The organism is Wolbachia endosymbiont (group A) of Pipizella viduata (assembly GCF_964028555.1).
GTDB lineage: Bacteria > Pseudomonadota > Alphaproteobacteria > Rickettsiales > Anaplasmataceae > Wolbachia.
The window spans coordinates 218,474-240,077 of the sequence record NZ_OZ034787.1 but is presented as its reverse complement, the minus strand read 5'-3'; the positions used below and the strand labels follow the sequence as shown (position 1 = coordinate 240,077).

Sequence of the window (21,604 nt, the reverse complement as noted above, 5' to 3'; positions counted from 1 at the left end):
CCTTATCTACTTAATATAGTATACCAATCAAAGACTATATTAACTCTCACTATCTCTATCATATTACCATTCAAAATTTGATTCATAGTTGCAGCATCAATATTTCTCTGCTTGTTTAAAATAAGAGATTTGATCATAACATAACCGGGCAGATTTGGAATAGACTGTAGAAATAAAAAAATATGCTTATCGCTGATTGAACTTAAATTTAGGACCACTTCACTTTTTATTACTTTTGTGCGTTCACTTTTGTTGTGGAGCTCAACTTCTTCGGGTATAGAAATTGATATTTCAGGTTCTAATATATAGTACTTTTTATATAATCTGCTAAGCTCGAAACTTAAATTTGCAATGTATCTGCTACTGTGTAAATTTGAAGAAGAAATTTTTTTCCATAAATCTAGGTTTTTATTTAGAACAACTTCCTTTTTTTGAATTCCAGTAATCTGTAAATTAATAGAACGTATTTTATCAATCGCAATTTGGTTTTTATTATAAACCTTTTCGTTATAGATAATAACATATGTTAATAACCCTATTAATCCAACAGATAATAACAAATACGATATAAACTGAATTGTAGCTTTTCTTTTTAATTGAGAGATAGTCATTAATCTACATTGCCTCTCCTATTTTAACATCAATAGATAGATTTTGCCCTTTAGCAGCAGGTAAGTTAGAAATATTAATGTCATAGGTACGAAAATTATCGTTTAAATTTTTTCGTAGTTTCTCGTATTGATAGGAAATATTTTTACCGGATCGAAAATTAAACCTTAAAGTTGTGGTAATATAACTTTTTGCCTCATTATAATTCCATTCAAATGATCGAAGCTCTATACCTGGTACTTTTAACTTTTCTACATACTTAACTTGTGTAAGAGGAGAGTATTCTATTTTTGATAAAATATTATTGATATTAATAAAATCATAAATTTCATCTATTTTTTTTACATTATAGCTTTGGCTAAGTTTTGTTAATTGGTTATTTAAGGTGCTCTGCTTTGCGGATAAATTATCAGCGACACTGAAGTTTGAATACAAATTTAGCAAACAAAGGGCGTTAATTATAACTAAAACCAAAGCGAAGTATAGAAAAATTTGAGGAGAGTTTAAATAAAGATAATTGAATAGATAAAATTCTTTAGTTTCCTTTGTATTAAAAATAGCTGCTAATTTATTCTTAAAGCTATGAAACAAAATTATGGTATCGCAAAAGTTATCTTTTTCACTTATAGCTAGTTCTGCTCCTAATAGTTTGCCTAACTCATATGGAGTTAATATGTTCACACTGTTCTCTGAAAAATTTATGACTGATAAACTAGCTTTAATATCTTCTGACACTATGATGCAAAGGTCGATAGGGTTATTTTTTTCAAACCCAAACTTAGTTAAGGATCGAATAGTATCTTGCACTTCCTGATATATTCCACCAGCAATAATTCCTGGTAAATTATCATTAGTAAATGGTACTAAACGCGTAAATATCATTTTATTCTCTTTAAGAACCACTTGTCTATAGCCTCCCGTTTTAGTTGCAGCAACTATAATTTTCCAATTATTGGGATCTTTATGTAGAATCTTTTTTGTTATATTACTTATTTCTATAGGAAACATTAATATTCCCTTAAAGTTGGAGCCTATCTCAATAAACACATTCAACCAATATTCTACTAAATGCTTTGCTTTTGATGAAACAAGAAGATAGCACCAGTTTTGATTGAATTTGTTTGGCTTCTCAACCAAAAAAACTGAACTTATGTCATTACTACGAGAAAAATGCTCCATCTTTGTTTTTGCTGATAGATAGGCACTAATCTTGTTTGCCCTTGTAATAAACTGTAGCGAGTAATTTTGATCTGCATGATTAAGCACCAGGTATAAAGGTGCTTTTTTGTCTGATGAAAGACATGAAATTAAATCGGAAACTGCTTTATCGTTTTTGCCCTTAACAAAATACCTTTTATTTAAAGTATTATTTTTAAAATATAGTAACATTATGCCTTCTTCTCCAATAGAAAGCATAAACTTACTTTTGGATTTTGAACTAAACATATTAACAAAGCATATACTTATCTAGAATTAAAAAGGCAATTTATTGAAATTCATTAAACGTTAGAGGGAAATATTGTTATAAATTTTCGCAGCAACATTATTTATATTATAATTTTTTTATAAAATTACTACTAATATTAAGCTATTTAATTAATAAATTAAGAAAACTCATTAATTAGAAATATACACTATCTGCCGATTAACTTTAATTAATAGGAGTTATTAATCTATTTACTATTCTTGTAATATTATTTCTAATGGTAAACATTTCTAGTAATACTGGAACAGTTGTTATTTCAGATACAGAATTTAGTGTAAGTAAACTAACCATTTGCTGAAGAGCGCTCATCTTCTGTGGTATTTGATGATGGAACAACTAATTTGCTCAAAATCTCATCTTTTGGTCCCATAGCGTAAATGACACCATCTGACATGAGGATCACCTTATCAACTACGGACAATAACGGTAGCTTGTGAGTGATGATAACAGTAGTAGTATTTTGCTTTCTTGCAATGCCAATTGCATTAATTAAGCATGCCTCTCCATTGCTATCTAAGTTAGCGTTTGGTTCATCAAGTACTAAAAGTTTTGTGTGACCATAAAAAGCTCTGGCAAGTCCAAGAAGCTGTTTTTGGCCGCCAGAGAGCGTTACTCCTCCAGGACCTCCTATTGTTGTATCATATCCATTTGGTAAGCTTAGTATTAGTTCATGTATTCCTGCAATTTTTGCTGCTTTGATTATTTCTTCAGGATTTGGATCTGGTCTCATGCGAGCAATATTAGCTTTGACACTAGTGTTAAATAACTCAATATCTTGAGGTAAGTAGCCAACATAATTACCAAAATTTTCTCGATTCCAAGTATATACATCAGCGCCATCTAGTCTGACTACACCAGATATTGGCTTCCATACACCAACAGTTAGTTTTGCGATAGTGGATTTACCAGAAGCACTTGCACCAATCACACCTACTACGTCCCCTGGTTCTATAATAAATGATATTCCTTTTACTGTTGGCTTATTGCTTCCATAAGGAGTAAAAAATACTCTATCAAATTCCAATTTTCCTTCAGGTTCTGGTAGAGCCATCGTTTGCTCTCTTTTTGGCGATGTTAATATAAGTCTTTGTAGCCTTCCATATGACATTCTAGCCTGATTTAAAAACTTCCAAGTATGAACCGCAGCGTCAAATGGTGCTAATACTCTACCCATTAAAATTGAAGCAGCGATGATGCTACCAGCAGTTTTATGAGCTGTAATTGCAAGTAATGCACCTGTTCCAATTACTGATATTTGCAGAGTTGAGCGCAAAAACTTAGTGATTCCAGTAATTACATTAGAGCGATTTTGTGCTTTAATTTGCATTGCTCGATTCTGATCATTTCGTTTACACCAATCAGAGACTATGAATTCTGACATGCCCATAGCTTCAACTACTTCTGCATTTCTTGTTGCAACATCTATAGCATTGATATTCCGTATAGTTTCTTCGTTAGTTTCTTGTAATATTCGTTTAGTGGCAAGTTCATTCCATATTGCCATAGAGACTAATATAATGATTCCAGCAATAGCTATAAACCCCGTGGAGGTGTGTATCATGAAAATCACAACAAGGTAAATTAACGACCATGGAGTATCAAACAGTGAGAATATACCATTTCCTGTAATGAAATTTTTTATTACCCCGAGATCTCGTATTGCTTCACCACTTGAAGTTGAGCTCTGCACTGACGTTAGCCTGATTGACCTTACTATCAGATCTGGTGTTGCAGTTTTATCGATCCAATCACCTATTTTTGCCATGGCTAAATATCGACAAGTTTCAAGCATTGCAGAACATGCAAATGCAGATAAAGTGATAATTGTCAGCATAGTTAGTGTTGATACACTTTCGCTTGATATCACCCGATCAAGCACTTGAGAGGTATAAAGTGGTAGAAATAACATTAATAAATTGATTCCCGCACTAAACCAAAAGATAAACCAAAATGCACTTTTGCATTTTTCTAGGCAAATATATAGAGTACTTTGCTTCAATTCTTTTTTTATTGATGGCGTAATTTCCACAATCTTCCTCTTAATTTAATTACATGCACCATATACAATTTTTATTACAAAAATATTAATAACGGCAGTTAGCTTACTTTAAGTGAGTAAAATATTAATATATGTGAATAGGAAATATAAACAATGGTAAAAAGAAGTATAGTTAATATTTCCTTCATTGCCTATAGCTAAGGTTTTCCCTACGTCATACCGCGATTCATTCGCGGTATCTCGGCATAGATTCCGCTAACGAGTAGCGGAATGACGAATTTGTCGTTTTTCAAATCGTCGGTAAACCTAAGTCACTTTAGCTATAATTCAGAATTGAGAGTTTTTAATAACTTTCTAACTCCCACTTAGGTCTTGGTGCAAAATTAAGTGGATCTATATAATTCTTCTTTAACCTTTCAATTCCTGCCCATCCAACCATTACTGCATTGTCTGTACATAGATTATTAGGGGGGAAAAATATGTTTAAGTTTATGTGTTCTTTCAGTTTTTCTCTCAAAAAATTATTTGCTGCAACTCCGCCGGTAATCACAAAGTCATTGATTTTGATATTTAAAGATTCGGCCATAATAATCGCATTACTAACCCTGTCCAGCAGTATGTCACTAATACACTCTTGAAACGAAGCACACACATCACACACATCTTGCTCGCTCATTTCGAGTTTCTGCACTAAGTTTTTTACTGCTGTCTTGATTCCAGAAAACGAAAAGTTACATCCAGAACGTTTTATCATCGCCCTTGGCAGTTTAAATCTTGCACCATTGCCTTTTTTAGCTAACTTTTCAATTAATGGCCCTCCGGGATAGCTTAAACCCAGCATCTTAGCAACTTTATCAAATGCTTCTCCTAACGAGTCATCAAGTTTCTCCCCGAGTTTAATATATTTACCTACATCCTGTGCAATTAAAAATTGACAGTGACCACCTGATATTAGTAGGACTAAAAACGGAAATTTCACCTCATGCAGTAACCTAATAACTAATGCATGCGCTTCTAAGTGATTCACTGCAATGAACGGTTTTTGTGCTACATGTGCAATTGCTTTAGCCATCATTGTACCAACTATTAATCCACCTATGAGTCCTGGTCCTGATGTTGCTGCAATTGCATTGAGATCACAAAAGTTAAGGTTAGATTTTTCCACGGCGCTTTTTATTAGACCACTTAAATGCTCCATATGAGCACGTGAGGCTATTTCAGGGATCACCCCACCGCGTTTTTTGTGCTCTGCTTGGGAGAGAATTTCGTGAGCAAGGACTTGCTTGTCACTATTTACAATCGCTACTGCAGTTTCATCGCAGCTTGTTTCAACAGCTAAAATGGTTTTCATGTATATTCGAGCACTTTATTATAAAAACTATACCTTGAAACGCTGTAGAAGTTAACTGCAAAGTTAACTGCAAAGTTAACTTCTATAGCTAAAAGATTTACCGACAACCGTCATTCCGCTACGTGTTAGCACCGCGGCGGTATGACGTAGGAAAACCTGCAATAGCTATACTAAGCTAATTGTCATCTCCAAATATAGAGCTAATTTTTTTGCCCCCAGGAGAAAATTTATTAGTCCAACTGCTTTGCACTTTGGTTACGTCTTTAGTGGCGGTTTTATTGCTGTATTCCTTGATTTCCTTATCTATTCTATCCATCATTTGTGGATCCAGGCAGCTCTTTTTCCATTGATCAGTAGCAAGGAACACTTTGTTTAAATCTTGAGTGCGAATTAAGTATTCTTTATCCTTAGGATAAACCTCTTGTGCCCAAGCAAATAGCTCAAAATAGCGTGCAAACAATTCAGATGCGCGTGACTTTGCAGTTTGATAAGCTTGTATCTCCTTAAATATAACTTGGCTAATAATTTTCTGCACAAGAACATTTGCTTGCCTTAAATTCTGCTCAATATCCTGGTAAACCTTATGGAGAAATTCCTGCTCTAGGCTCAAGTTAAGCTCATTTTCAACCATATGTGAAAGTTCATGCACTATAATGTATGGATTTGACCTTCTCAGCACAATAACATACCTATTTACACCGGAAGACCTGATTGTCTTACACACCCCTTCTTCCATATCCACTAATCCCTCTTGGTATATTTCAAACGAAAGCTTATTTTGCTTTATTAGTGATAAAGTGAGGTTTAATGTGTTTCTAAACTTCTCAAATTGATAGAGATACTCAATATATCGTATTGCATTTTCACTGCTTCCTACTTTAGTCGCTTGTTTGATTAAATTCCTGATTAGCATGCCTTATTATTAAAGGAATTTTTTTTTATACTCAAGAGCTATAAAGTGTTTTTTAGGAAATCTCATTGCATAGCTAAAGTAATTCAGGTTTACTGACAACCGTCATACCGTCACGGAATAATTAACCGTCATACCGCGATTCATTCGCGGTATCTCTTAGCATAGATCCCGCTAACAAGTAGCGGGATGACGATTCTTCAAATCGTCAAGGTGTCATCCCAGTGCCTAGACACTGGGATCCAGAAAACTTAACTTTAAATAAGTGGCTGCATAATAAAGACTAGATTCCAGCGTCACGCGCTGGAATGACACCATTTTCGGTCTCTTAAATTGCTTTAGCTACAAACATTAAGAAATTTACCAAATAAAAAAAAGGCAAAAGAAACCCCGCGTTAGCTAGTTGTCACTCTCTAATCCTGCAAATTGGCGTACTATACTGTCTTAAACGACTTATAAGCGCGTTTCAGCTTGTGTAGGTAAAAACCTAGAAATATTGTGAAGACATAAGGTGCACATAGTGCAAAAAATTAAAAATAAGACGCCAACTACGTTGTTTTCTTGCTGTTTAATCTGCACAGATGAAGATAACTGAATACCTTCAGTTTCATGATAAGGGGGCTGGCGGAGTTTGTCAAGGAAGTTTTTGCATTCAATCCGTTTCTATGGCTTATATAATAATCATTATTGTGATATAAAACTTAGAATAATGCAATAGATATCTAAGTGTTTTAGCTATTAATTATATGTTGCACAAGAGCACATATTACAATACCATCCAAGTAGGTCAAAAATAAGGAGATTGTCATGAGTTTTACTTTACCTGAATTACCATATGATAAAACAGCTTTAGAGCCTTACATATCTGCAAAAACCTTAGATTTTCATTATGATAAGCACCATAAAGGATATTTAAATAAACTCAACGAGCTGGTTGAAAATACAGATTATCAACATGTGAAAATTGAGGAAATAATAACAAAAGTGCATGGTAATAGCGATAAAGTTCCCATATTTAATAACGCAGCGCAAGTTTGGAACCACACTTTTTATTGGAATTCAATGAAGAAGAATGGTGGTGGTAAACCTAAAGATGATGGTTTTCTGGCAAAAAAAATTCAAGATGATATCGGTGGTTTTGATAAGTTTTGTGGGGAATTTGCCAATCATGGAGTAAGCCAATTTGGTAGTGGATGGGTATGGTTAGTGCTCGAAAAAGGAAAGCTCAAAATCACCAAAACTCCAAATGCAGATTTGCCATTAATTTATGGCCAAGTTCCATTACTCACTATGGATGTCTGGGAGCACGCCTATTATTTAGATTGTCAAAATCGTAGAATTGACTACATAAAAGTTTTCCTTGACCATTTGATTAATTGGGATTTTGCAGAAGAAAATTTAAAAAAGAATACATAAGATGAATACACCTCAGGTAACAAAATTAGATAATGGTCTGCGCATAATAACTGAGCAGGTGCGTGATGTTGATTCCGTAGCTTTAAGCATACGAGTTGGTGTTGGCAGTAGAGCGGAAAGTGCAAATCAAAATGGAATATCCCATTTTCTAGAACACATGGCTTTCAAAGGAACGAAGACAAGAACTGCGTTTGAAATTGCAAAAGCTTTTGACGACATAGGTGGGGTTTTCAACGCCAGCACCGGTAGGGAAAGCACCACCTATTATGCAAAAGTCCTCAAGAAAGACATAAAAACTGGTATTGATATATTAATAGATATATTGATGAATTCAACATTTCCAGAAGATGAATTGGAACGTGAGAAGGGAGTTGTAATACAAGAGATTTTTCAAACTAATGATTCACCAAGTGACATTGTTTTCGATAAATATTTTGAGGCAGCTTATAAAGATCAACCTTTTGGCAGGTCAATCTTAGGCACGCAAGATACTGTAAAATCTTTTACTCGAGGAGATCTAGATAATTACATAAATGAACATTACTTTGGCGAGAATATGCTATTTACCGTTGCAGGAAATGTTGAACATGAAGAAGTTATTGCATTAACCAAAGATTTTCTCTCAAAGATTCATTCTAAAAAGCTGAAAAAAAGCCAAAATGCGAGCTGTACTGGTGGTGAGTATTTAGAACATCGTAAATTAGATCAGGTACACTTGCTAATTGGTCTACCTAGTGTTTCTCGCCATGACGATAAATATCACACGTTTCAAGTGCTTGATTCTATATTAGGGAGCGGAATGTCATCACGTCTGTTCCAGGAAGTAAGGGAAAAGCAGGGATTAGCTTACTCTGTTTATTCATTTAATTCCAGCTACACTGATACAGGGATGTTTTCCATTTTTGCTGGCACAGATAGTAGTAACTTAGATAAGCTTTTAAAATCTATGACGACAGAGTTGAAGAAGCTGTCTACAGATAATCTGAGGGAAGAAGAAGTAAATAGAGTGAAAGAGCGAATAAAATCCCAAATTTTAATGTCACGCGAAAGTGTTAGCTCACGCGCTGAAACATTGGGGCACTACTATGGTAACTATAATAGGTACATCAGTAAAAATGAATTAATAGAAAAAATTAGTGCAGTTACCACTGCTAACGTAAAAAAAGCAGCAAAAGAATTGTTATCTCAGCATGAAAAAACCACTCTAGCTGCAATTGGAGAAATTAAATCATTGCCAAGTTACGATAAAGTGGTTTCTATGCTTAAAGCTTAGCGCATTCTATTATATTGATTTGGCTGCTTTACAATATAATTTAGCACAGTGATTAAAGAAGTGTAAGTTGAAACAATGTACCATGAACCGGATATGCAAGAAATTATACGAATCTTCGACCTCCTCTTTCAATAATATTATTATTTCTATTTTGCGTAACTTTTTCCGTATAATTTTTAGGAGGTACTGGTGGTGCAAGTGGTTTTTTGCTTACAGGGTTTGAGTTTATATTTTCCTTTTGCGAACCAGCGTTCAATAATTTCGATATCTCTCGCCCTAGCTGGTCACCTTTATAATTATTGTTAAGATCTTTGATTTTCTCTTTTTTCTCAATTATTTGAGCTAAGGACTCGACAATAATATCTTTGTTTATTCTTGAAGCATCTATTGGCTTACTTCCTTTGACAGTAATTTCACTACTTCCTTGCTTACTACTTACATTATAGCCCTGCTTTCCAATTTCTGTTGCCACTTCTCTTTTAAATAAATTGCAAATGGCATCTATTATTTCTTGAGCACAATCTTTAAAAAAAGCTTTGATTGCTTTAAATTCCTGTGCTAAGGAAACGATTTGAATATGTGCGTATTTTTTACCTGGTGATAACTCTTCAGCATTCTGGTGTATAGATTCTATTTGCTGAGGGTCAAGCATCATTGCATGACGTTTTGAGCGTGTTGGGTTTGCTTGTGTTTCGGATGACGACATGTCCTTAATATCTTGTTTTTTATTCTCACCATCAGCAACCATACCATCACTTGATTTCCTTTTTTTAGGAGGCAATGGTGGTCGATTTTCATTGTTCTGATATATAGGTTCTTTTGGTACCGTTTCAGACAATGATCTCTGAATATCTTGAAGATTTTGGTATATAGGTTCTTCCTTCTTCAAATTTTCATAAATTGGTTCTTGCACTAAGTTAGCATTGACAAACTCCTGTACTCTTTCTAGATAACCAACATTTTTATCCTCTTTAGGTACTCGCACACCTTCAAATTTGATTTTTTGTATCTCTTCAATACTCAGCCCATTTTTTTCAAGCCATTCCTCTCTTTTACTCATTGATGCAACAAACTCATTAATCTTTTGAATATTTTTTACATCATCATCAACTAGCATGACAGTTTTTGGCAACTCACCATGTTTATCCTTATACTCCACAATTGCCTTACAGATGTGTAAATTTTTTCCAACTTGATTTTTTTGTTCTTTGAGACCTTTTGGAAGCTCATTATCATAATCTCCTGGAAACCCACCAAATACAGAAATACCGCCTGCTTGTTCTTTAGATAAACCCAAATGATTCTCTACAACCCTTCTCACAGCGTCTGAATATCCTGTATACGATGCGATATTAACTTTCACTCCATTTGAAAGTGCAGATTGCAACACAGATTTTAATGTCTCCTTATTTTTTACTCCGCCTGTATTCTTTAGAAAATTTCCTATATCAGTATCGGTCACTGCATATTCTGCACCAGAATTGAAATCACTTTTTTTGAACTCGGAGTGTTTACCGGAGAAAATATTATGCATGTGTCCATTAGTAATAGTGTTATCAAAATCAAATATTAATAGGGTATTATTTCCTTTAGCCATATCTTCACCTCTAATCCTTACAAATCATACGGGTAGAGACTAACATTAATAGATTAATTATTTATTATAACCTTTCTAATTAATAGTGTGATAAATAAAGTAAATATAACAAGAAGTAAAAATCAACGGCATAAAGAAAAGACTTAAAGAGAGGCCAAATCAAAGTGCAATGGTATTTCACTAATCCAATTATTTTTCTCTTGATCTAGCCTATCATCCAATATTGCCTGCCTTATAGATGCCATTAACTTATTCATGAAGAAAACGTTATGAATGGTAACGAGTGTGTAAGCCAGGAGCTCTTTAGCTTTCAGTAAATGGTGTATATAAGCTCTTGAATGCTTTCTGCAGGTAAAACATAAGCAGTCACTTTCAATTGGGTTATTGTCCAGCTCGAATTGTTGATTTCGCAAATTAATATGCTCTTTGCACTTTGAAGAAATAGAATCTCTATTTTTTACTTTAATAAGCGCACCACCATGCCTTGCTAAACGGGTTGGATGCACGCAATCAAACGTATCAATTCCAAGACTAACTCCGCGAAAGATGTCCACAATTCCACCAATACCAAGCAAATGAGTAGGCCTATCTTTTTTCAGATGGTCCATAGTGAAAGAAACTACATCGTACATCTGCTCTTTACTTTGACCAAGTGATCCACCTATTGCTTGACCAAAAAATGGCAAATCGTTAATAAAATTACAACTTTCTCTACGTAAATCTTGATATACTCCGCCTTGACTAATTCCATACAGTGCCTGCTTGCCATTATTGTTTTTTTCAAATTCATTTAAAGAACGTTCAGCCCATTTGTGGCTCATGAGCATTGATTTTGCTGTGTATTCTTTGCTTATGTGAAATGGAGTACATTCATCTAAGACTAAGACTAAATCTGCACCTAGTTTCTGTTGAATTTGTATAGACTTTTCAGGAGTCAAGCAATAAGTTTTACCATTAATGTAAGAACGAAAAATTGCCCCATCCTCATTAATTTTGATCAGAGTTTTTTGTTTTTTTCTTATTCCTTTTATCTCTTCCGAAACTGATCCGTGCCCTAAGCTAAATATCTGGTATCCACCAGAATCAGTGAGCATTGGTCCACTCCATCCCATCATCTTGTGCAAACCACCAAGTTTTGCTACGGTATCTTCCCCTGGTTGGAGCATTAGGTGATAGGTGTTGGAAAGTATTATCTGAGTACCTGCTTCACTAATTCTCTCGATATCTGCAGCTTTAATTGCAGCTTTTGTTGCACAGAATATAAAAGCTGGTGTTTCTACGCTTCCATTTGGAGTTTTAATTGTTCCAACTTTTGCAGAACCTGATTGCTTGATTATCTTGAATGCAAATTCTTCTTTCATCTATTTGCCTGAAAGTTCTGTTATGATGTTTTCTACTTTCTCAGGAGTAAGATTTTCATAGAAGTCATTATTGATCTGCACAACGGGAGCATTAACGCATGCACCTAGGCATTCAACTTCTTTTAAAGTGAACAAATTATCTTTAGTAGTCTCACCGATATTGATTCCAAGTTTTTTTTTAAAGGTATTTAAAACTTCTTCACTATTGCACAACCAGCAAGGAGTTGTTCTACAAATTTGTATTAGATATTTGCCTACTGGTTTTAAATTATACATGGTGTAAAAATTTGCCACTTCATATACACGAATATGTGGAATATGCAGCATATCAGCAACATAACGCATAGCAGATTCAGAAACCCATCCGCATTGCTCTTGAACCAGGTATAGTAAAGGCATGACAGCACTACCTTCTCTACCTTTGGGATACATCTCTATAAACTTTTCCGCTTTCTTAAGGTTTTCTGATGTAAAACTAAACTGCTCTTCTTTTTCTATCATTCATGAGACTCGTGTAAACTTTACAGATTATACCTGTAGAACCAATGATTGCAATTGTTGGTTTTTTGAGAAATAGCATTTTGCAGTATCATACTACCCATACTGCCCAACTTGTAAATTCTTTTGGCTTGGCCATAGGATCCAGTTAAAAAATCTGATCATGCGCTAACTTCAATTGTTTCATAAGTTTGTTTTAGTAAATCTCAATTATTTTAGCTACAGCTAACTACTTTAAAAAAATGCTTAAGAAATTATAGTATATTATTTATAAATACACTATCCTTGACATTTATTATAAATGTTGTATATAATAAACTATATTTATTAATATGAGGTTAAACTATGAGTAAACAATTAAATTTATGGATAAAAGAAACTGGTGAAGAGAAATTTAAAAATTTTCTCACATCACTAGATAAAGAAAATCTTCAAAAGCATGCCACAACTATTTACAGAAATTACGAACAAAGTTACAATGAAAAGTATTTCATGTACAACAAAATTGGTTCTGGTGCAGTAGTAATAGGATCTTGTGCTCTCATTCTGCTATCTCGATATTTCGATCTAAGAGAAAAAGTGCAAAAACCACTTGAATACATGGCACTTGCAGCAATTGTTATCTTTGGAGTTGGATTTCTATACTCACTTTATCAAGAACATGAATATAAAGCCTCCAACAAAAAGGGAGAATATGTATCAGATCACGAAAAACATAAGGAGCTTCCTGAGGTTCAAACAATTATAGATGAGCTAAAGGCAGAAATCCTAGTAGTAAAGAATCAAGAAAAAATTTAGCCAAAGCTTAAGATTCCGCTACCTGTTAGCGGAATCTGCATAAGACACAACGAATAAAAATTTACCTTTAAATGTAGATTATAGGGTTTTGAGAACTCTACCTTCCTTTCATCTATAAGACTTCTTAGCCATTTTCGAGCCTATACTTACTTTTTAGTATAAAATAAAGACGTTAATTTTTTAATTTTAGTTAAAATTTTCATTGACATTAACACACAGGAGTAATCATAATAGCATTTTATTAATATTTTAAATAAAATTATGTCTATATTAGGAAGATTGCTCGGGATCAACTCAAATACACCGGAAGTTAAAGAAGCGGTAGGTTTTAACCCAGCAAACGTAGGGTTGATTGAAGGAGATGGAGTCGCTTATGGACTTAGCTATCAAGATAATGGTAATGGGAGCAGTAAAGTAAAATTACTTATTAGTCCATTATATCAATCAAAAACATACGAATGGGGTACAAATGTCAGCGTAGTAAATGAATTCAAAGATCAATTGTCTCTCACATTAATAGAAGATTCACCTGAAACAGATAAAGTTGGAATTGTCTTTCCTGAAGAAGGAATTGGCGAAGAAGGAGAAAAATACGTTAAAGGCTTATCTTTTAACACTTACGGAATTAAACAATCAGTTAATACTCCTTCAGTTGAACATTTAGGTAAAACAAAATTACAAAAGAATATTGATAATAATAGTCTTGCAAATGTGGGCAATAGTTACTTTCAACCAAAAGGAGTGAAAGTTGGTAATGGTGATGTAATTGCTCATAACTTAAAGGATCAAATTTTAGTTTCTTGGTACTTAGAGTCAAATGGAAGTGGAAAATTTAAAGCATTAAATGGAAAAAGTGGTGTTACAGAAAGAAAATTGTTCAATTTTGATAATCCGGGGCAATTGGCATTAAATGGAAACACGATGCTTTATGCGCAAGTGAGCAGAAAAATTATTGGGGATCAAGAGGTGAGAAAAACACGTATTTTCAAATTTGATATGGCTAAAGTGGTTGAGGATCTGAAAAGTAGAAAGGAAGATGAATGTTTGCTTGGTAAGAAAAATTGTCAGATAAATACAGCGTCATCTTTTTCTAGTGAATATGAAATAAGCTTTTTGCAGTATGTAAAGCGAACTGAAGGCAATGATCTAGTTGCCTTTCTTGCAGAAGACCGGTTGTCTGATAAACAAACGTTACATTTAACAAGTCTTGTTAAGAATGGATCAAAATCGAACTTTACTATTTGCGAATTTGCAGATTCTATAGAGCAATTGTACGTTAAAGACAATGGTCAAGACAGTTTTATTGTAACTGCAATAAGTGAAGAAAACATCGCAATTTTCAATCATCAGAGATTTGAAAAGCTTTCTAAGGTAACAATAATACCGGCAAGTAGTATCAAAACTCTCAGTGATTTTGTTGATATCATTAACGGTCGATTGACACCTGATATCATTTCTAGTAGTACCGTGGCTCCTGTAACTATTACAGAAACGGTTGTGACTTCTAAGAAAACGCTGACTGCTGCAATTACTAGCACAACAGAAACCGACACTGTAAAGACTACCAAATTAACAACAGAAGCATCAACTACCGTTGCACCTACTTCTACAATAAGTAAACCTTCAACAGAGTCAACGACTCAAACAAGTACAGTAACAGTGGAGCCAACAACAGAAGCCGTTGCACCTACTTCTACAATGAGTAAACCTTCAACGACTCGCACAAGTACAGTAACAATGGAGCCAACAACAGAAGCCGTTACACCTACTTCTACAATGAATAAACCTTCAACGGAGTCAACGACTCAAACAAGTACAGTAACAGTGAAGCCAACAACAGTAGCAAACACAACTACTACTTCACAAGTGACCACGGTTGCTACAACGTCAACTAGTGTGCCAATAATAAACTCAGAGAAAACTATACAAACAGTATTTAGTATACCAAGTACTAGAACAAAAGAGTCAACAACTCCTATATTTACCACGACTTTACTTCCTCAACCTACTTCTTCACCACAGCCTACTCAACTTGCTATAGGGTCTAATAGGGCAGAAATGATAGGAGGATCTTTGATTGGAACAATAGGTATTGCTGGAATTATAGGATTTATAGCATATAAATGTATTAAGAAATATCACGGTTATTATAATGCTGCTCATGTGTTAGAATTAGCTGATTTGGAATCGCATTCAAATAGCAGCAATGAAGAAATTTTTTTCACCCATAGCAGAACAAGCAGTGATAATAACATATCTATACAAACTACGTATCAATCTGAAACAATGCTAAACAGTATATCAGTAGAAAGTAGTAGTCGAGCAAGAAGTAGCTCGTCGTCTTCAAGCGGTGGACCAGGCTCTTGACTGACTGAAGCGGAGTCTAAAAGTGAAAAAAGCTTATCTTGGGATAGCGATGATGTGCCGGAATATCACCTTTAGCTATTTGTCTGAATGTTTTTAATATGTAGACTGTTAGGAAATTGTCTTTTGCTTTTGTGATTTTCATGTTAAAGTATAATTCCTGGGTGAAATAAGTAGCTGCTGTTGTGTGATAAACATAGCAGAGGAAAGTCCGGGCTCCAAGGAAAAATAGTGACGGGTAACGCCCGCCGGAGGTAACTCCAGTTATAGGGCTACAGAAAATTACCGCCTAAAATATTCTTAGGTAAGGGTGAAAAGGTGTGGTAAGAGCACACCATGGCAATGGCAACATTGGTAGTCGAGTAACCAACACTAGGAGCAAGATTAAATAGAAGTAGATTTTATGTTTTTCTCATATCTACTCGGGTAAATCGCATGAGGTAAATGGTAACATTTACTCCAGATAAATAGCTACATAAACAGAACTCGGCTTATATTTCACCTAGGCGTCACATGATACGTGCGATATAAGCCATGCTATATTTAAGTGTAGGCATTTCATGCGTTGTCCTTCACTTGTTCTGCTTGATAGCCATCACTACTTTCGCCTACATTAACATTAGAATATTCTTCATCATCAATATACTCTTTCAGAACATACCCTCTGCCCCAAACGGTTTCTATGTGGCTTTTTCCATCATTTGCACTTTCAAGTTTCTTACGTAATTTGCACATAAAAACATCAACTATCTTGTTATCTGAAGGTTCATCCAAGCCATTGTAAAGATGATTTAAGAACATTTCTTTTGTTAGTACTGTTCCTTTACGCAGTGCTAGCAATTCTATCATAGAATACTCTTTATTAGTAAGGTGAACCGTTTTACCTTTCACCTCAACAATCCTGTGATCAAAATTGATATTTATATTACCAATCTTTATCACCGATTCAGGATGGCCTTTAGTACGACGCACTATGGCCTTAATTCGAGCTAATAACTCGCTTTTATGAAATGGCTTGGTTAAGTAATCATCTGCACCATACCCAAGCCCTTTAGCTTTGTGATTGACAGCGGATATACATGAAAGTATTAAGACAGGAACTTTGATTTTTGCACTTCTTAGTCTTAACAATATATCATATCCGTCAATATCACCAGGCAAGTGTATATCTAAAATAACTAGGTCATAGTAATCTCCGTTTGAGGAAACCATATTATTGTTATAATCTTGTGCAGAAGTAACAACGTCACAGAAGTGTCCATCAGAAGTTAAGGCATTAACCACAGTCTTTGCACTTACTTGATCATCTTCGATTAATAATATACGCATATTTTACACCCCATAAATAATTTATAATTTTAGTAATATATATCACTAAGGAAAGTAATAAATCAAATTTTTATTAACAAATGATCAAAATTACACTTATTAATTAATAATAAATATATTGTTCCAAAGTTATATAAATAGATCTAAAATATAATAGATATACCATGGTAGTAATAATATTTTTAGTAAATATTGAATTAAAGTTACTATTATTAAAAGAATACTTCGGTTAATAAATATTTAACTATTCTATATGCCTGTGTTATATTTTTAATTTACTTATCCTACTATTTTAAAGTATAAGTAATACTTTCAGGAATATTGTGTGGCAATATCAATTTTAGGTGCTGGTGCATGGGGTACAGCAATCGCAATTTCATTAGGTAGTAAGAAAGATGTGATTTTGTGGACTCGCAATGAAACTACATTTGAATCAATCAACGGGAAAAGAGAAAGTGACAAGCTACCCGGTTGTCGAATTTCTGATAATGTGTCAGTAAAATTGGCTATTGAAGACACAATTAATGCTTCAGTAACAATCCTCGCTGTTCCCACTCAATCTCTGAGGGAGGTATGTCAGCAATTGCATAATTGTAATCTGAAAAAAGATGTAGCAATAATTTTAGCTTGTAAGGGAATAGAAAAGTCTACATTAAAATTACCTAGTGAAATAGTAAATGAAGTTTTACCTAACAATCCTATTGCTATTTTTTCAGGCCCTAGTTTTGCTGTAGAAGTTGCAAGAAAATTACCCTATTCAATGGTTCTTGCATGCCGAAATAACATATTGGGTTCAAAGCTAGTATCAGAACTACAGCAAGAAAATGTTAAATTACGCCTTAGTAGTGATGTTATAGGGATACAGGTTTGTGCAGCGTTAAAGAACGTTTTTGCTATAGCGTGTGGGATTGTTCTAGGTAGTAAACTTGGGTTTAATGCTCATGCAGCATTGATTACGAAAAGTATGAGCGAAATTAAGGCTTTATACTCAGCAAAAGTTGGTAACGGTAATGTGGATATAAATACACTACTTGGGCCGGCATGTCTGGGTGACCTAATTATGACATGCACATCCTTGAATTCAAGAAACCTATCTTTTGGGTTTAAAATAGGTAATAGTGACAATGGCTTTAATGTTCAGCAGATTTTGTCAGAAGGCAAGTCAGTGATTGAAGGTTTTAGCACTGCTGAGCCCATATTTAATTTAGCAAGAAAGCTAAAGATAAAAATGCCTATATGTGAAGCGGTCTATAGATTATTGTATGAAAGCGCCTCTATAGAGGATACTATTTCTGTTCTTGTAAATTAGTTTTGTACTTTGGTGTATTGTGAAATTTTTATATAAATTGATATCAACATGGTGGCTGTCTGGCACAGTAAAAAAAATGCCAGGTACCGTAGGCAGCTTAGCTTCTTATCCAATTGTTCCTGTGATACTGAGTGACAGAATTTTAGGTGCAGCAATTATTTTTTTTTTATTTTTGATTGGACTATGGTCTATAGGCAATTATATAAAACACTACAAGACTTCATGTGATCCAAAAGAGGTAGTAATTGACGAAGTAGTTGGTCAATTGCTGACAATACTTTTAGTTTCGATATTGTTAAGCCAAGAGATGAATTGCTCTTCATTGTTGTTGTGCTTTTTTTCTTTTAGGTTTTTTGATATAATAAAAACGTGGCCTATAAATTTGATCGATAAAAATACCAAAGGTCCTTTAGGTGTTATGCTAGATGACATTATAGCTGCAATTTTAGCCTGTGTTCTTATAGGAGCCTTTTATTGTTTATTGTTGATGTATGCAGGATAAAAAAATTTATTATTCAAGCTTAATTGTTCAAAATTTAAAGGATTATATACTGTACACAGCGAATTTATCTGAGTGGGAAGTACACGATGAATTTGATAACGTTACATTTACAATAAATGGTACTAGGGAGTCATTATTTAATTTTGTGTTCTGTGGAGATCAATGTACCGAGCTTTCTATACAAAAAACTCTAGATTATCTCAGAACAAGAGATATAGAAGCAACATGGGTAATAAATTCACATATGAAAATAAGAGATATTTTAGAAAAGTGTGAAATAAAACACGTTAGCACACCAAAAAAAGCTTTACTTAATATGAAAAATTACTTTTTACCTGCTGATGTTATTCCAAACTTGAGGTTAAATGCTGTAAATGGTAGCGACCTCTTAGAACAGTTAGATTTACACACTTCTAAAATTTTTTATCATGGCGTTGGAATTGTCAGCACATTTTTTCGCGGATTATCAAATTATGATGATAAAAACTCAAGATTAAGATTTTTTCTTGTAACACTAAATAGTGAAATTATTGGGACATGCGGTCTTTATGTTCAAGACAGTGTAGCTGGTTTTTATAGTGATGGAGTTTTACCAATTTACAGGAATCGTGGAATAGGTACCCAAATGGTTTTAGAAAGAATAAAGATAGCTAAACAGCTTGAATGCAAATATATAGTAGCACATTGTATGAAACCTTCTGTAAACCTTTATAAGAGATTGGGCTTTCAGATGTTAGGCAATCTTTACTTATATAACTCTTCAGCATAATTCTGAGCGGTTACAAGTTTTTATATCTGTTTTAGAAATGCTATGTTTTTTTTGTATGAAGTGGTTTTAATATTGATTCTAATATTATTCTTTCTCTCTTATTCTAAATTAAAAATTAGTAATAAGATTAAGAACTTACAACATCGAAATGTTATCATAAATAATTTAATTGATACTGTGAATGATGGGTTTTATATTTGGGATGCAAAAAAGCGTATAGAAAAGTTCTCTCCCAACTTACTAATTTTGCTTAATACTGTTTTTTACTCATTTAATGAGTTTGTGAATTTTTTTGAGCAATCAGACAGTTTAATTAAAAATTTTGCTGAGGCAAAGGAAATAAATAAATCTTTTACTCTAGATTTAAAGTCAAAAGACAGTGAGGTTTATTGCATATGTTATGGTAGAAGCATAATAGATGATTCTAACAATGTGATTGGTGTGCTGTTATGGATAAGGAATGTCTCAGACTGTAAAATAAAAGCTCACGGACTTGAGCTAGAAAATAGTAAGCTTACACAAGAAGTGGAGAGCTATAAAAATGTTTTCAACTCTTTACCATTTCCAATACTAAAATATAACAAGAATAGAAAGGTAGAATTTTATAATTTGTTTTATGATAAATATGTAGATGGCTCTAAGAAATTTGCTATTACCAGTAGCGCTCATAGCACAAAACCAGGAAGGCATGTCGTAACTTACAAGAACGAACCTAAGGTTTTCGATTTTGTTAAAATTCCAATACAAGGTTCTGGTAGCATAGTAATGTATGGGAAAGATGTTAGTGATGCAGAGAAATTATATACTGAATTAAACAGTTATTTAGCTACACAGAAAAATTTGCTTGAGAGGTTGCCGGTTGCTATAGTAATATATAGTAAGAATCAAAAGCTAAAATTTTATAATAATGCTTTCATAAAAACCTTTCAATTTGACCCAAAATTTTTGGCATCTTACCCAACTTATCATGAAGTTATGCTTTACCTCTTCGAATCTAAAAAGCTTTTAGAAAAAGAGGATTTTCAAACTATTAGTAACCAAAGACATGAGTTATTCAAAAAATTATTTGCATCGTATGATGATACGATGCATTTCACGAATGGAAAAGCGTTCAGGGTATTAACAATACCCTACGCTTCGGAAGGTTTGCTGTTCTCTTACGAAGAATGCAAAAGATGATACTTAAACTCCTTCTTTCTCTACCATGAGCTGTTTTACTTTCGCTATTGCTCTTGCTGGATTAAGTCCTTTAGGACAAGTTTTTGTGCAATTCATTATTGTATGACAACGATACAACTTGAATGGGTCGGTTAAAACATCAAGTCTTTCACCTGTCTTATTATCACGGCTGTCAGCAATCCATCTGTAGGCTTGTAATAGTATTGCTGGTCCTAAAAATTTATCACTATTCCACCAGTAGCTTGGGCAACCAGTCGAACAGCAAGCACATAATATACAGTCGGACAAGCCATCTAATTTTTTTCTATCTTCAGGAGATTGAGAGTATTCTTTATTTTGTAGGGCAGGCTTATCTGCTTGTAACCAAGGTTTAATTGATTTGTATTGCTCATAAAATTGGCTCAAGTCCGAGACTAGGTCCTTTATCACATACATGTGAGGTAATGGATATATTTTTACATCACCTTTTATATCGTGTATAGATCTAGTACATGCAAGAGTATTGGTTCCGTCAATATTCATGGCACAAGATCCACATATGCCTTCTCTACAAGAACGTCTGAAAGTTAAAGTCGAATCTATTTCATCCTTTATTTTTATTAATGCATCAAGTACCATAGGGCCACAACTATCCATATCAATAAAAAATGTGTCTATTCTAGGGTTTTTCTCGTCATCAGCAGACCAACGGTAAATTTGAAATCTTCTGATGTTTTTTGCTCTAGCAGGAATAGGATAAATTTTGCCCTTTTGATTAATTTTAGAATTCTTTGGCAAAGAAAACTGAACCATATCACTTACCTTTTATTGTTTATAGCTAAAACCCTTTGTAGATAACATATTTTATTATCATC

The 21,604-nt window shown here is 33.8% G+C and carries 19 protein-coding genes and 1 other RNA gene; 9 read left to right on the top strand and 11 right to left on the bottom strand.

Features of this window, described 5'->3' with window-relative positions:
- Positions 1-2: 2 nt before the first annotated feature.
- The 6 genes from ABWU50_RS01175 to ABWU50_RS01150 all read right to left on the bottom strand — a co-directional run bounded on the left by ABWU50_RS01175 (position 3) and on the right by ABWU50_RS01150 (position 6,358).
- Positions 3-611, bottom strand: coding sequence for a hypothetical protein (locus tag ABWU50_RS01175; protein WP_353276003.1), 609 nt, complete (start codon positions 609-611; stop codon positions 3-5).
- A 4-nt stretch (positions 612-615) separates the two neighbouring features.
- The gene (locus ABWU50_RS01170) at positions 616-2,055 is read right to left on the bottom strand and encodes a hypothetical protein (RefSeq protein WP_353276001.1); all 1,440 of its coding nucleotides are present in this window, start codon (positions 2,053-2,055) and stop codon (positions 616-618) included.
- A 205-nt stretch (positions 2,056-2,260) separates the two neighbouring features.
- Positions 2,261-2,386 (bottom strand): hypothetical protein, encoded by a 126-nt coding sequence (locus tag ABWU50_RS01165; protein WP_264687919.1) that lies wholly within the window; start codon positions 2,384-2,386, stop codon positions 2,261-2,263.
- Positions 2,379-4,124: a type I secretion system permease/ATPase gene (locus ABWU50_RS01160; RefSeq protein WP_353276000.1), complete on the bottom strand. Its 1,746-nt coding sequence runs from the start codon at positions 4,122-4,124 to the stop codon at positions 2,379-2,381. Before ABWU50_RS01160 ends, ABWU50_RS01165 begins: the two co-directional genes overlap by 8 nt.
- Before the next feature lie 313 nt (positions 4,125-4,437).
- Positions 4,438-5,445 carry a tRNA (adenosine(37)-N6)-threonylcarbamoyltransferase complex transferase subunit TsaD gene (gene tsaD / locus ABWU50_RS01155; protein WP_353275999.1) on the bottom strand — a complete coding sequence of 336 codons (1,008 nt, stop codon included), beginning with the start codon at positions 5,443-5,445 and terminating at the stop codon, positions 4,438-4,440.
- Between the two features lie 175 nt (positions 5,446-5,620).
- On the bottom strand, positions 5,621-6,358 hold the full coding sequence (locus ABWU50_RS01150; protein WP_353275998.1) for a hypothetical protein: 738 nt from the start codon (positions 6,356-6,358) through the stop codon (positions 5,621-5,623).
- 804 nt (positions 6,359-7,162) lie between these two features.
- On the opposite strand from ABWU50_RS01150, the gene ABWU50_RS01140 reads away from it, so the two are divergent.
- Both ABWU50_RS01140 and ABWU50_RS01135 read left to right on the top strand, forming a co-directional pair.
- Positions 7,163-7,771, top strand: coding sequence for a superoxide dismutase (locus tag ABWU50_RS01140; protein WP_064125010.1), 609 nt, complete (start codon positions 7,163-7,165; stop codon positions 7,769-7,771).
- Position 7,772: 1 nt separating this feature from the next.
- Positions 7,773-9,044, top strand: coding sequence for a M16 family metallopeptidase (locus tag ABWU50_RS01135; RefSeq protein WP_341822879.1), 1,272 nt, complete (start codon positions 7,773-7,775; stop codon positions 9,042-9,044).
- Between the two features lie 103 nt (positions 9,045-9,147).
- Here the strand turns inward: ABWU50_RS01135 and ABWU50_RS01130 are convergent, their stop codons facing one another.
- The 3 genes from ABWU50_RS01130 to nuoE all read right to left on the bottom strand — a co-directional run bounded on the left by ABWU50_RS01130 (position 9,148) and on the right by nuoE (position 12,503).
- Positions 9,148-10,641: a hypothetical protein gene (locus ABWU50_RS01130; protein ID WP_353275997.1), complete on the bottom strand. Its 1,494-nt coding sequence runs from the start codon at positions 10,639-10,641 to the stop codon at positions 9,148-9,150.
- 143 nt (positions 10,642-10,784) lie between these two features.
- Positions 10,785-12,002: a tRNA guanosine(34) transglycosylase Tgt gene (tgt, locus tag ABWU50_RS01125; RefSeq protein ID WP_264731631.1), complete on the bottom strand. Its 1,218-nt coding sequence runs from the start codon at positions 12,000-12,002 to the stop codon at positions 10,785-10,787.
- Entirely contained in the window at positions 12,003-12,503 is a 501-nt protein-coding gene (nuoE, locus tag ABWU50_RS01120) for an NADH-quinone oxidoreductase subunit NuoE (protein WP_264731629.1), read from the bottom strand.
- 342 nt (positions 12,504-12,845) lie between these two features.
- Here nuoE and ABWU50_RS01115 point away from each other — a divergent pair, with 342 nt between their 5' ends.
- From ABWU50_RS01115 to rnpB, 3 genes are all read left to right on the top strand, one after another.
- Positions 12,846-13,298 (top strand): hypothetical protein, encoded by a 453-nt coding sequence (locus ABWU50_RS01115; RefSeq protein ID WP_353275996.1) that lies wholly within the window; start codon positions 12,846-12,848, stop codon positions 13,296-13,298.
- Positions 13,299-13,559: 261 nt separating this feature from the next.
- Complete coding sequence (locus ABWU50_RS01110) at positions 13,560-15,665, top strand: hypothetical protein (protein WP_353275995.1); 2,106 nt, start codon at positions 13,560-13,562, stop codon at positions 15,663-15,665.
- 157 nt (positions 15,666-15,822) lie between these two features.
- An RNA gene (gene rnpB, locus ABWU50_RS01105) (RNase P RNA component class A) lies at positions 15,823-16,172 on the top strand.
- Positions 16,173-16,220: 48 nt separating this feature from the next.
- Here rnpB and ABWU50_RS01100 read toward each other — a convergent pair.
- Complete coding sequence (locus tag ABWU50_RS01100) at positions 16,221-16,991, bottom strand: response regulator transcription factor (RefSeq protein ID WP_096616586.1); 771 nt, start codon at positions 16,989-16,991, stop codon at positions 16,221-16,223.
- Positions 16,992-17,316: 325 nt separating this feature from the next.
- On the opposite strand from ABWU50_RS01100, the gene ABWU50_RS01095 reads away from it, so the two are divergent.
- From ABWU50_RS01095 to ABWU50_RS01080, 4 genes are read left to right on the top strand one after another with little or no spacing between them, the layout of a single operon-like run.
- Positions 17,317-18,300, top strand: a complete 984-nt coding sequence (locus ABWU50_RS01095) for an NAD(P)H-dependent glycerol-3-phosphate dehydrogenase (RefSeq protein WP_353275994.1) — start codon at positions 17,317-17,319, stop codon at positions 18,298-18,300.
- 19 nt (positions 18,301-18,319) lie between these two features.
- On the top strand, positions 18,320-18,802 hold the full coding sequence (locus tag ABWU50_RS01090; protein ID WP_264731620.1) for a phosphatidylglycerophosphatase A: 483 nt from the start codon (positions 18,320-18,322) through the stop codon (positions 18,800-18,802).
- The gene (locus ABWU50_RS01085) at positions 18,792-19,571 is read left to right on the top strand and encodes a GNAT family N-acetyltransferase (RefSeq protein WP_253309312.1); all 780 of its coding nucleotides are present in this window, start codon (positions 18,792-18,794) and stop codon (positions 19,569-19,571) included. The genes ABWU50_RS01090 and ABWU50_RS01085 overlap by 11 nt, the downstream gene beginning before the upstream one ends.
- A 42-nt stretch (positions 19,572-19,613) precedes the next feature.
- Positions 19,614-20,750 (top strand): hypothetical protein, encoded by a 1,137-nt coding sequence (locus ABWU50_RS01080; protein ID WP_264731617.1) that lies wholly within the window; start codon positions 19,614-19,616, stop codon positions 20,748-20,750.
- Positions 20,751-20,753: 3 nt separating this feature from the next.
- Here ABWU50_RS01080 and ABWU50_RS01075 read toward each other — a convergent pair whose 3' ends face one another.
- Entirely contained in the window at positions 20,754-21,542 is a 789-nt protein-coding gene (locus ABWU50_RS01075) for a succinate dehydrogenase iron-sulfur subunit (protein WP_353275993.1), read from the bottom strand.
- Positions 21,543-21,604: the final 62 nt, after the last annotated feature.

Coding starts and splice junctions, on each gene's coding strand:
- ABWU50_RS01175 (WP_353276003.1), bottom strand. CDS start 611: ATGACTATCTCTCAATTAAAAAGAAAAGCTACAATTCAGTTTATATCG.
- ABWU50_RS01100 (WP_096616586.1), bottom strand. CDS start 16,991: ATGCGTATATTATTAATCGAAGATGATCAAGTAAGTGCAAAGACTGTG.
- ABWU50_RS01110 (WP_353275995.1), top strand. CDS start 13,560: ATGTCTATATTAGGAAGATTGCTCGGGATCAACTCAAATACACCGGAA.
- ABWU50_RS01165 (WP_264687919.1), bottom strand. CDS start 2,386: ATGGTTAGTTTACTTACACTAAATTCTGTATCTGAAATAACAACTGTT.
- ABWU50_RS01150 (WP_353275998.1), bottom strand. CDS start 6,358: ATGCTAATCAGGAATTTAATCAAACAAGCGACTAAAGTAGGAAGCAGT.
- tgt (WP_264731631.1), bottom strand. CDS start 12,002: ATGAAAGAAGAATTTGCATTCAAGATAATCAAGCAATCAGGTTCTGCA.
- ABWU50_RS01075 (WP_353275993.1), bottom strand. CDS start 21,542: ATGGTTCAGTTTTCTTTGCCAAAGAATTCTAAAATTAATCAAAAGGGC.
- ABWU50_RS01130 (WP_353275997.1), bottom strand. CDS start 10,641: ATGGCTAAAGGAAATAATACCCTATTAATATTTGATTTTGATAACACT.
- ABWU50_RS01115 (WP_353275996.1), top strand. CDS start 12,846: ATGAGTAAACAATTAAATTTATGGATAAAAGAAACTGGTGAAGAGAAA.
- ABWU50_RS01085 (WP_253309312.1), top strand. CDS start 18,792: ATGCAGGATAAAAAAATTTATTATTCAAGCTTAATTGTTCAAAATTTA.
- ABWU50_RS01135 (WP_341822879.1), top strand. CDS start 7,773: ATGAATACACCTCAGGTAACAAAATTAGATAATGGTCTGCGCATAATA.
- ABWU50_RS01140 (WP_064125010.1), top strand. CDS start 7,163: ATGAGTTTTACTTTACCTGAATTACCATATGATAAAACAGCTTTAGAG.
- tsaD (WP_353275999.1), bottom strand. CDS start 5,445: ATGAAAACCATTTTAGCTGTTGAAACAAGCTGCGATGAAACTGCAGTA.
- ABWU50_RS01080 (WP_264731617.1), top strand. CDS start 19,614: ATGTTTTTTTTGTATGAAGTGGTTTTAATATTGATTCTAATATTATTC.
- nuoE (WP_264731629.1), bottom strand. CDS start 12,503: ATGATAGAAAAAGAAGAGCAGTTTAGTTTTACATCAGAAAACCTTAAG.
- ABWU50_RS01170 (WP_353276001.1), bottom strand. CDS start 2,055: ATGTTTAGTTCAAAATCCAAAAGTAAGTTTATGCTTTCTATTGGAGAA.